Source organism: Tenacibaculum sp. L6 (assembly GCF_028823685.1).
Classification (GTDB): domain Bacteria; phylum Bacteroidota; class Bacteroidia; order Flavobacteriales; family Flavobacteriaceae; genus Polaribacter.
Window position 1 is genome coordinate 39109 of record NZ_JAPEHZ010000015.1, and the last position, 10813, is coordinate 49921.

Annotated in this window: 6 protein-coding genes and 1 pseudogene; 5 read left to right on the plus strand and 2 right to left on the minus strand. The window is 34.1% G+C overall.

Annotated features, from left to right (window positions below):
- Positions 1-54: 54 nt before the first annotated feature.
- Positions 55-2133, minus strand: a complete 2079-nt coding sequence (locus OU788_RS04895) for a M13 family metallopeptidase (RefSeq protein WP_274634119.1) — start codon at positions 2131-2133, stop codon at positions 55-57.
- Positions 2134-2245: 112 nt separating this feature from the next.
- Entirely contained in the window at positions 2246-4405 is a 2160-nt protein-coding gene (locus OU788_RS04900; protein ID WP_274634120.1) for a prolyl oligopeptidase family serine peptidase, read from the minus strand.
- Between the two features lie 139 nt (positions 4406-4544).
- On the opposite strand from OU788_RS04900, the gene trxA reads away from it, so the two are divergent.
- The 5 genes and pseudogenes from trxA to OU788_RS04925 all read left to right on the plus strand — a co-directional run.
- Positions 4545-4904, plus strand: a complete 360-nt coding sequence (trxA, locus tag OU788_RS04905) for a thioredoxin (RefSeq protein ID WP_274634121.1) — start codon at positions 4545-4547, stop codon at positions 4902-4904.
- A gap of 311 nt (positions 4905-5215) precedes the next feature.
- Positions 5216-6187: a ribonucleotide-diphosphate reductase subunit beta gene (locus OU788_RS04910; RefSeq protein WP_274634122.1), complete on the plus strand. Its 972-nt coding sequence runs from the start codon at positions 5216-5218 to the stop codon at positions 6185-6187.
- Between the two features lie 173 nt (positions 6188-6360).
- Positions 6361-8670: a ribonucleoside-diphosphate reductase subunit alpha gene (locus tag OU788_RS04915; protein WP_446751477.1), complete on the plus strand. Its 2310-nt coding sequence runs from the start codon at positions 6361-6363 to the stop codon at positions 8668-8670.
- Positions 8671-8850: 180 nt separating this feature from the next.
- Positions 8851-10188, plus strand: coding sequence for a deoxyguanosinetriphosphate triphosphohydrolase (locus tag OU788_RS04920; RefSeq protein WP_274634123.1), 1338 nt, complete (start codon positions 8851-8853; stop codon positions 10186-10188).
- Between the two features lie 116 nt (positions 10189-10304).
- Positions 10305-10813 (plus strand): annotated as a pseudogene (locus tag OU788_RS04925) (hypothetical protein); the annotation flags it as partial.

Consider the following 10813-nt stretch of genomic DNA (forward strand, 5'->3'; position numbering starts at 1 on the left):
AAAAAAACCAGTGCTTACACACTGGTTTAAAGGTACTTATTTTTTTTGTTGAATTTACCAAATTCTAACGCGATCTTCTGGTTTTAAGTACATGTTATCTCCTTCTTTCACATCAAATGCTTCATAGAAAGCATCAACATTTTTAAGAGGCATGTAGGCTCTGTATTTTCCAGGAGCATGTGGATCTGTCATGATTTGGTTTTTTAAAGCCTCATCACGTACTTTAGTTCTCCAAATTGTTGCCCAAGAAAGGAAGAAACGTTGCTCAGGAGTATACCCATCAATGTTTTCAGGACGACCATTTTTTTCTAAGAAAATTTGTAATCCTTCATAAGCAGCTTGTACACCACCTAAATCACCAATGTTTTCACCTAAGGTAAATTCACCATTTAAGTTCATACTGTCAATAGCAACAATGTCACTAAATTGTTTGATTAATTTAGAACCAGCTTCTTTAAATTTTTCTGAATCTTCTTCAGTCCACCAATTTTTTAAGTTTCCATCACCGTCGAAACGAGCACCAGAATCATCAAAACTGTGTGAAATTTCGTGACCAATAACTGCTCCAATTCCTCCATAGTTTACAGCTTCATCAGCTTTGTAGTTATAGAAAGGAGGTTGTAAAATTGCTGCTGGGAAAACGATTTCATTGTTTACCGGGTTAAAGTAAGCATTTACTGTTTGAGGAGACATTCCCCATTCAGTTCTATCTACTTCTTTACCTAATTTAGCTATATCTTTTTCAAAGTTCCATTTACGAACGTTAACGGCGTTGTCAAAGTATGTACCTCCTTGCTCTAATCCTTTTACTTGTAAAGTAGTGTAATCTTTCCACTTATCAGGATATGCAATTTTAACAGTTAATTTGCTTAATTTTTCTAAAGCTTTTTCTTTAGTCTCAGCACTCATCCAAGGTAATTGCGCAATACGTTTTTCAAAACCTAACATTACGTTATCAATCATTTCCTTAGCTTTTTGCTTTGCTTCTGGCGGGAATTTCTCGTCAACATATAATTTACCTAAAGCTTCACCTATTGCACCGTTTAAATTAGCTAAAGCACGCTCATTTCTTGGTTTTTGTTGTTTAGCTCCACGCATTTCTTTGCTATAAAACTCCCAATTAGCTTTTTCTAAATCGGTAGATAATAAACCTAATGAGTTGTTAATTGCATTCCAACGTAATACTAATTTAACATCTTCAATAGGAGCATTTTTTAATACTTCGTTCATAGCTTTGAAGTATTTAGGATCGGTAACGATAACTTTTTCGATATTTTCAACACCAATTCCTTTTAAATGCGCTTCCCAATCAATTACTGGAGCTAATTCAGCTAATTCAGCAATAGTCATGGGGTTGTACATTTTACGAGTATCTCTACGCTCTTCTTTAGTCATCATTGGCTCAGCTAAACTTTTTTCAAAAGCGACAATAGTTGCTGCATTTTTCTTAGCTGTTGCTTCATCATCACCAAATTCTTGTAACATTTTTGCTACAAACACTTGATATTTTTCAAGTTTGTCTTTTACTTTTTCGTCTACGTAGTAGTCTCTAGATAAACCAAGTCCACCAGCGCCCATATAACCAGCATTCATGCTACTGTTTTTAAGGTCGTTAAATACCCCAAAACCGTAAAAACCACCACCACCGTAAGGAGCCATGTTGGTAATATATGTTTGTACGTCGTTTAAGTCTTTAATTTCCTCAATTTTTTGAAGAAAAGGTTGTAAAGGTGCTTTACCAGCGTTGTTTCTAGCTACGGTATCCATGATAGTTTCGTAGTAGTTTACCGCTTTTTCTTGATCAGAATCTATTTCGTTTCCTTCAGCATCTTTTATTTTTTCGAAGTTTCCTTCTTCAATCGCTTTGTTTAAGATGGCTAAGACATCTTTGGTAGTGGTTTTTCTTAATTGATTGAATCCTCCCCAAGAAGTTTCATCAGCTGGAATTTCAGTTTTATCAACCCAAGAACCGTTTACATATCTAAAGAAATCGTCTGTTGGTTGTACCGAAGTATCCATGTTTTCTAAAACAATTGCCTGTACTTTTTCTTCAGGCTTTTTGTCTGTTTTACAAGCCACAACTCCTAAAGAAGCAACTGCAGTTGTAAACAACATTTTGTGAATGGTTTTCATTTTTTGTGGTTTTTAAATGAATCTTTTATTTAACAAACTACCTCGAGGTTTTTTCCTCGAGGTAGTAAATTTACTCTAATAAGAGTGTGTTTTTATAAAAGTGTTACAGTTTTTAACTCTTTATTTCTGATTTTTGAGCATTTGGTAACGATTCAAACCCCATATTGAATAAAGTGAATCCGAAAATATCAGCATATTGCTCAATAGTTTTAGCTACAGGAGTTCCTGCACCGTGACCCGCATTTGTTTCAATTCTGATTAATACAGGGTTATTTCCTTGTTGCTTGTCTTGTAATTCAGCAGCAAATTTAAAACTATGTGCAGGTACTACACGATCGTCATGATCACCTGTAGTTACCATTGTTGCAGGATATTGAACACCTTCTTTTACGTTGTGTACTGGTGAATATCCTTTTAAGTAGTTAAACATTTCTTCACTTTGTTCAGAAGTTCCGTAGTCATAAGCCCAACCAGCTCCAGCTGTAAAGGTGTGGTAACGTAACATATCTAATACTCCAACAGCAGGTAACGCTACTTTCATTAAATCAGGACGTTGTGTCATCGTAGCTCCTACTAATAATCCTCCGTTTGAACCACCTCTAATTGCTAAATAATCAGAAGAAGTATAGTTTTCTTTAATTAGGTATTCAGCAGCAGCAATAAAATCATCAAATACGTTTTGCTTTTTTAACTGCGTACCTGCATCGTGCCATTTTTTACCGTACTCTCCACCACCACGTAAGTTTGGTACAGCGTATACACCACCTTGCTCCATCCAAACAGCATTAGCAATACTAAAACTTGGAGTTAAAGAAATGTTGAATCCACCATAACCATATAAAATAGTAGGGTTTTTACCATTTAACTCTAGTCCTTTTTTATAAGTAATAATCATAGGAACTTTTGTTCCGTCTTTTGAAGTGTAGAATACTTGCTTGCTTTCATAATCATCTGCGTTGAAAGAAATAGCAGGTTTCCAGTATAATTCATACGTTCCGTCTTCTGGATTGAATTTGTAAGAAGAACTTGGCGTGTTGTAGTTTGTGAAAGAGAAATATAACTCTTTAGCCTCAGTTTTTCCACCGAAACCACCAGCAGTTCCTACGCCTGGTAATTTAACCTCACGGATTAATTTTCCGTCAAAATCGTATTGTACTACTTTAGAAACAGCATCTACCATATATTTCGCAAAGAAATATCCACCTCCAGTTGAAGGAGATAATACATTTCCTGTTTCAGGAATAAAGTCTACCCAGTTTTCAGGTGTTGGGTTTGAAGCATCAACAGTAACAATCTTTTTGTTAGGAGCGTTTAAGTTAGTAACTAAATATAATTTACTTCCTCTACTGTCTATTACACCAGTATCGCTATCAAAATTATCAATGATAGGGGTTAACTTGCTATTTGGATCCGTTAAATCTTTGATGAATAACTTGTTTCCAGAAGTTGAAGTTGAAGCAGAAATTAATAGGTATTTATTGTCTTCAGTTAAGTAACCACCTACATAACGGTGCTTTTGTTCTGGAGTAGCTCCAAAAATAACTTCATCAGAACTTTGAGGAGTTCCTAATTTGTGATAATATAATTTATGTTGATCAGTTTTTGCTGATAACTCACTTCCTTTTGGTTTATCGTAGCTAGAATAGTAGAAACCTTCGTTTCCTTTCCAAGCAATTCCAGAGAATTTTACATCAACTAAAGTATCTCCTTTAATTTCTTTAGTTTCAGCATCCATTACAATTACCTTTCTCCAATCACTTCCTCCTTCAGAAATAGCGTAAGCTACTGTTTTTCCATCTTTAGTAAAACTGATTGACCCTAATGATGTAGTTCCGTCTTCAGCAAAAGTGTTAGGATCTAAGAAAACTTCTTCTTTCCCGTCTTTATCTTTTCTATAGATAACGTATTGGTTTTGTAATCCGTCATTTTTATAGAAATAAGTATAATCTCCTTCTTTAAATGGCGTTCCTACTTTTTCGTAGTTCCATAATTCAGATAAACGTTCTTTTAATTGTTCGCGGTAAGGAATTTTACTTAAATAATCGAAGGTAACTTCATTTTCAGCTTTTACCCAAGCTTCAGTTTCAGCACTTCTATCATCTTCTAACCAACGGTAGTTGTCAGTTACTTTGGTACCAAAGTATTCATCTATCACAGGTTTTTTAGCTGTTTCAGGGTAATTCACACTAATATCGTTTTTAGATTGTTTTTCTTCTTTACAAGAAACTAAAATAGCTCCTGCACAAATAATGGGAAGAAGGATTCTTTTCATGATTTAAAAATTGGTTAATTGGATCAAATTTAGAAGAAAAACGATGACAACAATTCTTTTTAAGATGAATTTAACAAAAATGCCACTGAAAGTTATTGAAATAAAAACGACTACCTTTACATAAATATAATAGATAAACATGACAGAGAATTTAAATAAGGAAACATTCTTTAAGAAGGTTTTTAATTATGAAGAGAATAAAGAGTGGAAGTTTGAAGGAGAAATTCCAGCAATTATTGATTTTTATGCCGATTGGTGCGGGCCATGTAAAGCTTTGGCTCCTGTTTTAGAAGAGTTGAGTAATGAGTACGAAGGAAAAATCAATATTTATAAAATAGATACAGAAGCTGATCAAGAATTATCAGCTGCTTTTGGTATTAGAAGCATTCCATCAATGTTATTTTGTCCAGTAGGAGAAGACCCACAAATGGCTCATGGAGCGTTGCCAAAAAAACAGATAGAACAAATAATTGCAGATGTATTAAAGGTTGAAAAATAAGCCCTTCTTTTTTACACTAAAAGGAGAAGTTAAAAAGTGATGCAATTAGCATCACTTTTTTTATGTGTAAACACCAAACAAGAAACTCAGTGAGTATCACTGTTTAAGCGATTTTTTGGTTTTTAAGTGTTTGTTTTTAAGTTTTTTATGACAGGAGTTGGTTTTGTTAAAATCAGCAAAAAAATCCATTTTGTTAAAAACTTCAAGGGATTTGTGAATAAGTAAAGCTTTCAATTTTTAGCAATTTTTTCAATCTTTGTTTCTCCCTCAAAGCGAGAAAAAAATAACACACTAAAAGAGCTAAAAAAAGCATGGCATCTATTGAACCAATTTTACAAGAAAATAAAGACAGATTTGTAATTTTTCCAATCCAACATAACGATTTATGGGAGTGGTATAAAAAGCAACAAGCTTGTTTTTGGACTGCAGAAGAAATTGATTTACATTCAGATTTAAACGACTGGAACACCAAGTTAACAGATGATGAGCGTTACTTTATTAAGCACGTTTTAGCATTTTTTGCAGCATCTGACGGAATTGTAAATGAAAATTTAGCAGAAAACTTTGTAAATGAAGTTCAGTATTCAGAAGCAAAGTTCTTTTATGGTTTTCAAATCATGATGGAAAATATTCATTCTGAAACCTATTCATTATTAATTGATACCTACATTAAAGATGAAGAGGAGAAAGACAGGTTGTTTAAGGCAATTGATGTTTTTCCTGCCATTAAAAAGAAAGCTGACTGGGCATTAAAATGGATCGAATCTGATTCGTTTGCTGAGCGTTTAATTGCTTTTGCTGCGGTAGAAGGAATTTTCTTCTCAGGATCATTCTGTTCAATTTTCTGGCTAAAGAAACGAGGGTTATTACCTGGGTTAACCTTCTCTAACGAGTTAATTTCTCGTGATGAAGGTATGCACTGTGATTTTGCGGTACACTTACACAACAATCACTTAGTAAACAAGGTGCCAAAAGAAAGAATTAAAGAAATCATTATTTCTGCTTTAGATATTGAAAGAGAGTTTATTACTGAATCACTTCCAGTAAGTTTAATTGGTATGAACGCAACGTTAATGACTCAGTATTTAGAGTATGTTACCGATAGATTACTTTTAGAATTCGGATGTGAAAAAGAGTACGAGTCTACTAACCCATTTGATTTCATGGAAATGATTTCTTTGGAAGGAAAAACTAATTTCTTCGAAAAAAGAGTATCAGAGTACCAAAAAGCCGGAGTAAAATCAGGAGGTACAGGAAGCATCAGCTTTGATGCAGATTTTTAGGAACCAATAAGCTGCTGTTCCCCTATATGCAGTATTACTCAGCTAAAGCACAGTAAACGTGCTTTAGCTTATATATCGTTTCAACAAGAAACAAATTAAAATTAACATTTTACAAGTTGCCTAACTAAGGATGTTTTGGCGACGCTATTAACCAACTAAAAACCAATATCAATATGTATGTAGTAAAAAGAGACGGCAGAAAAGAGCCTGTGATGTTCGATAAAATCACAGCAAGGGTTAGAAAAATGTGTTACGGATTAAACAATATCGTTGATCCGGTTAAAGTAGCAATGCGTGTTATTGAGGGATTGTATGATGGGGTAACTACTTCTGAATTAGATAATTTAGCGGCTGAAGTAGCTGCAACAATGACAACCGCGCATCCAGATTATGCAAAACTAGCAGCAAGAATTGCCGTATCTAACTTACATAAAAATACTAAGAAGTCATTTTCTGAAACAATGACAGCGCCATTATTAGCTGATGATGTATATAAAATCATCATGGATAATGCGGATAAATTAGATTCAACAATTATTTACAGTCGTGATTTTAACTACGATTATTTTGGTTTTAAAACATTAGAGCGTTCTTATTTATTAAAGTTAAACGGAAACATTGTTGAGCGTCCACAACAAATGTTAATGCGTGTTGCTATTGGTATTCATAAAGAAGATATTGATGAGGCAATTGCTACATACGAATTGATGAGTAAAAAATATTTTACCCATGCAACACCAACCTTATTTAACTCAGGTACGCCAAAACCACAAATGTCATCTTGTTTCTTATTACAAATGCAAGACGATAGTATTGATGGAATCTATGATACGTTAAAACAAACAGCTAAGATTTCTCAATCTGCAGGAGGTATAGGTTTATCTATTCACAATATTCGTGCAACAGGATCATACATTGCAGGTACTAACGGAACATCAAATGGTATTGTACCAATGTTACGTGTTTTTAACGATACTGCTCGTTATGTAGATCAAGGAGGAGGAAAGCGTAAAGGTTCTTTTGCAATGTATTTAGAGCCTTGGCATGCTGATATTTATGACTTCTTAGACTTAAAGAAGAACCACGGTAAAGAAGAAATGCGTGCGCGTGATTTATTCTATGCTATGTGGATATCTGATTTATTCATGAAACGTGTGCAGGAAGATGGTGAATGGACGTTAATGTGTCCACACGAATGTCCTCATTTATATGACACTTATGGTGAAGAGTTTGAGCGTTTGTATACAGGATATGAGGCTGCTGGTAAAGGTAGAAAAACGATCAAAGCACGTGATTTATGGGAGAAAATCTTAGAATCACAAATTGAAACAGGTACTCCGTACATGTTATATAAAGATGCAGCAAACCGTAAATCAAATCAAAAGAATTTAGGAACCATCCGTTCTTCAAATTTATGTACTGAGATTATGGAATATACTGCGGAAGATGAGGTAGCAGTATGTAACTTAGCATCGATTGCAATTCCAATGTTTGTTGCAGAGGATGAAAACGGAAACAAATTCTTCGATCACCAAAAATTATTTGAAGTAACTAAAAAAGTTACACGTAATTTAGATACTGTAATCGATCGTAACTACTACCCAGTAAAAGAAGCTGAAAACTCAAACTTCCGTCACCGTCCGGTAGGATTAGGAATTCAAGGGTTAGCAGATGCTTTTATCATGTTACGTTTACCATTTACTTCAGAAGAAGCTAAGAAATTAAACCAAGAAATTTTTGAAACCTTATATTTTGCAGCAGTTACTTCATCTATGGAAGTTGCAAAAGCAAAAGGAGCTTATTCAACATTTGAAGGATCACCAATGTCGCAAGGAGAATTCCAACACAATATGTGGGGAATTAACGATGATGAATTAAGTGGTCGTTGGGATTGGGCGAAGTTGCGTAAAGAAGTGAAAAAACACGGAGTTCGTAACTCATTATTAGTAGCGCCAATGCCAACAGCATCTACTTCTCAAATTTTAGGAAACAACGAAGCATTCGAACCATATACTTCTAACATTTATACTCGTAGAGTATTATCAGGTGAGTTTATTGTGGTAAACAAACACTTATTAGAAGATTTAGTAGAGTTAGATTTATGGGATAATAATATGAAAGAAGATATCATGCGTGCAAACGGATCTATCCAACATATTGATGCTATTCCACAAGATTTAAAAGATTTATATAAAACGGTTTGGGAAATGAGTATGAAAGATATTATTGATATGGCACGTCATAGAGGATATTTTATCGATCAATCTCAATCGTTAAACTTATTTATGCAAGATCCAGACTTTGCTAAGTTAACGTCAATGCACTTCTACGCTTGGAAATCTGGATTAAAAACAGGAATGTACTATTTACGTACAAAATCTGCAGTAAACGCGAAGCAATTCACGTTAAATGTAGAAAAGAAAGAAGAAGACAAGCCAATGAGTACAGATGAATTTAAAGCGATGGTAGAAGCTTCTAAATAAGCGATGGTAGAAGCTTCTAAAAACGCTGAGGGACCAGACGATTGTTTAATGTGTGGATCTTAAGAATTAGTTTTAATTATTCATTAAAGATTGCTGAGCGCAGTCGAAGCAAAATTAAAAGTGATAAAGAGAAGTCGAAAGGCTTCTCTTTTTTGTATTTTCGAAAAAATTTATTTGATAATGAACTGGGAACAACTCCTTTCTTTAAAACGTTTTGGTGATACCCAAAAACGTGAACGTGCAAAACAAGACGAAACCCGTTTAGGTTTTGAGGTAGATTTTGATAGAATTATCTTTTCATCGGCTTTTCGTAGCTTACAAGATAAAACACAGGTAATTCCGCTATCTAAAACTGATTTCGTTCATACACGTTTAACGCATAGTTTAGAGGTTTCTGTTGTAGGTAGAACTTTAGGTCGTAGAGTAGGAAAGGAGCTATTAGAGCGCCATCCAAATTTAAAAGAGTTAGGATATACCTTTAACGATTTTGGAGCGATTGTAGCTGCGGCATCGGTAATGCACGATATTGGGAATCCGCCATTCGGTCATTCAGGAGAAAAGGCCATTGGAGAGTATTTTAAAACAGGTAAAGGACTTCAATATAAAGAGCAACTAACCGATTTAGAATATCAAGATTTGATTGATTTTGAAGGGAATGCCAACGGATTTAAAATCCTTACAGAAAGCAGAGAAGGTATTGAAGGAGGTTTACGTTTGTCGTATGCAACCTTAGGAGCGTTTTTAAAGTATCCAAAAGAGAGTCTTCCAAAGAAACCAACCAAACATATTGTCGATAAAAAATACGGTTTCTTTCAGTCGGAAAAACCTGCTTTTTCTGAGATTGCTGAAGATTTAGGTTTGTTAAAAAAAGAATCTGAAGGAATTTCTTATTACCGTCATCCATTAGCGTATTTGGTAGAAGCTGCGGATGATATTTGCTACACAATTATTGATTTTGAAGATGGAATAAATCTTGGCTTAATTGAAGAAGATTATGCCTTAGAATACATGATTAAGTTGGTAAAAGATACGATTGATAGTAAAAAATACCATTCATTACAACATCCAAAAGATCGTGTAAGTTATTTGCGTGCTTTAGCAATTGGCGTGTTAATAAATGAAGCTGTTACCATCTTTTTAGATAACGAAGAGGCTATTTTAAACGGAACTTTTGATAAAGGTTTGTTAGACAAGTGTAAATACGAAGCACAGATTAACGATATCATCAAAATAAGTGTTGATAAAATTTATCGAAGTAAAGAAGTAGTTGAAAAAGAGGTAGCTGGCTATAAAATCATTGCTGATTTACTAGATGTTTTTGTAACTGCACTCAACAATAAGTTTGAAAACAAACAGTCAAACTACGATAAGTTGGTATTGAACTTACTTCCAGAGGAATATCAACAAGAGAGAGAAAATTTATATGACAGAATTATGCAAGTGTGTAGTTACATTGCAGGCTTGTCTGACGGATATGCTATTCGATTACACAGAAAATTAATGGGAAATGTTAGTTAGAAAATGTTAAATAGTTGGTTTTTTGATTGAAATTTAACGGGTTTAACATATTATTGTTAAAAACAGTTAGGGTAAAGTAAAAACTGCCTGTTATACTAGTCATTAACCACTTTATTATGAATAAAAAAATATTTTTTTTTAGCTTTTTAATAATAGCTATATGTGGTGTTGTTTTTAAGGTTACAGACATCAATGAAACAGAGATTGATAAACTAAGAAAACAGCATGCAGAATTTTTACAAAATCACCCTTTTCAAAAAACGGGAGAACTTCTAAAAAAGAAGAGAAAGTCACAAGGATTACCTCCCAATGCTTATTTTGAACAAAAGTATTTGAGTGAAATAAACCCTAATACGGGAAGAACTCATAAAGAAAACGTTTATCAACTTCAAGAAGAGCTAAATAAACGTAGAATAGGACGTAAAGTTCCTGGTGATGCTGATAATGCTTGGGTAGAACGAGGACCAGATAATGTTGGAGGAAGAACGAGAGCGTTAATTTTTGACCCGAACGACACTACTAACGAAACTGTTTTCGCAGGAGGAGTAAGTGGTGGTTTATGGAAAAATACCAAAATTTCTAATTCAGCGTCAAGATGGGTTCGAGTAGGAATCCCTCAAAATTT

Coding starts and splice junctions, on each gene's coding strand:
- OU788_RS04895 (WP_274634119.1), bottom strand. CDS start 2,133: ATGAAAACCATTCACAAAATGTTGTTTACAACTGCAGTTGCTTCTTTA.
- OU788_RS04900 (WP_274634120.1), bottom strand. CDS start 4,405: ATGAAAAGAATCCTTCTTCCCATTATTTGTGCAGGAGCTATTTTAGTT.
- trxA (WP_274634121.1), top strand. CDS start 4,545: ATGACAGAGAATTTAAATAAGGAAACATTCTTTAAGAAGGTTTTTAAT.
- OU788_RS04910 (WP_274634122.1), top strand. CDS start 5,216: ATGGCATCTATTGAACCAATTTTACAAGAAAATAAAGACAGATTTGTA.
- OU788_RS04915 (WP_446751477.1), top strand. CDS start 6,361: ATGTATGTAGTAAAAAGAGACGGCAGAAAAGAGCCTGTGATGTTCGAT.
- OU788_RS04920 (WP_274634123.1), top strand. CDS start 8,851: ATGAACTGGGAACAACTCCTTTCTTTAAAACGTTTTGGTGATACCCAA.